Raw genomic sequence first — 1,006 nt, forward strand, 5'->3', positions numbered from 1 at the left:
GTCCGTAGTCTAACGAAAGAGGACGCGGCCGAAGGTGGGGTTAGTAATTGGGGTGAAGTCGTAACAAGGTAGCCGTAGGAGAACCTGCGGCTGGATCACCTCCTTTCTAGGGAGTCGAAAGATAGAGAAAAATCTATCTTATAAATTGATGGTTTAAGTAAGTTAGAAAATCTACTCTGTTTAATTTTGAAGGATCAGATAGATTCTTCACAGTATCACTTTTGAATTTAAGTGGTATGATGATAAAAATTGATAGTAACGAGCAAGACAAGGAAAAACTTGAATGAAGAGCGGAGTTTACTTATGTAAATGAGCACCGGAATGAAAGTTTTGACGCAGTATTGTGAAGTTAATAGCAATTTTTTAAAAATAGAATAAAAATATTTTGGGGGTATAGCTCAGCTGGGAGAGCATCTGCCTTGCACGCAGAGGGTCAAGAGTTCGAATCTCTTTATCTCCACCATTTAGGGCTTATAGCTCAGCTGGTTAGAGCGCACGCCTGATAAGCGTGAGGTCGATGGTTCGAGTCCATTTAAGCCCACCAAAGGTTTTCATTAGAAAACCATTTTCAATTTATAATGTAAATTGAAAAATTGTCCTTTGAAAATTGCACAGTAAATAAGAAATAAAAAAATTGATAGTAACGAGCAGATCGAGGAAAAACATGAGCGAGGAACAGAGTTTGCTTATGTAAATGAGTACCGCAGCGAATGATTTTGACGAAGATATGCGAAGTTAATAGCAGTTTTTGAAAGTAAAGCTAAGGTTATAATATAGCCTTTGTAGAATAAACTTTAATATCATTTTAAAGATTTAAGATGATACAAAGAAAATTGCTAATAGCAATTTTCGATAATAAAGGTCAAGCTACAAAGGGCGCATGGAGGATGCCTTGGCACCAGGAGCCTAAGAAGGACGCGATAAGCTGCGAAAAGCTCTGGGTAGGCGCAAATAGCCAGAGAACCAGAGATATCCGAATGGGGAAACCCACCTAGATAACGCTAGG

The 1,006-nt window shown here is 38.6% G+C and carries 2 tRNA genes and 2 rRNA genes; all 4 read left to right on the forward strand.

Annotated elements, in window-relative coordinates:
- Positions 1 to 106, forward strand: a 16S ribosomal RNA gene (locus CLCOS_RS21185); the annotation flags it as partial.
- Between the two features lie 281 nt (positions 107 to 387).
- Positions 388 to 463: transfer RNA gene (locus CLCOS_RS21190), tRNA-Ala, on the forward strand.
- Between the two features lie 4 nt (positions 464 to 467).
- Positions 468 to 544 (forward strand) — tRNA-Ile (locus tag CLCOS_RS21195).
- Positions 545 to 860: 316 nt separating this feature from the next.
- A 23S ribosomal RNA gene (locus CLCOS_RS21200) occupies positions 861 to 1,006 on the forward strand; the annotation flags it as partial.

The sequence above is a fragment of the Clostridium coskatii genome, from assembly GCF_001675205.1.
Classification (GTDB): Bacteria; Bacillota; Clostridia; order Clostridiales; family Clostridiaceae; genus Clostridium_B; species Clostridium_B ljungdahlii.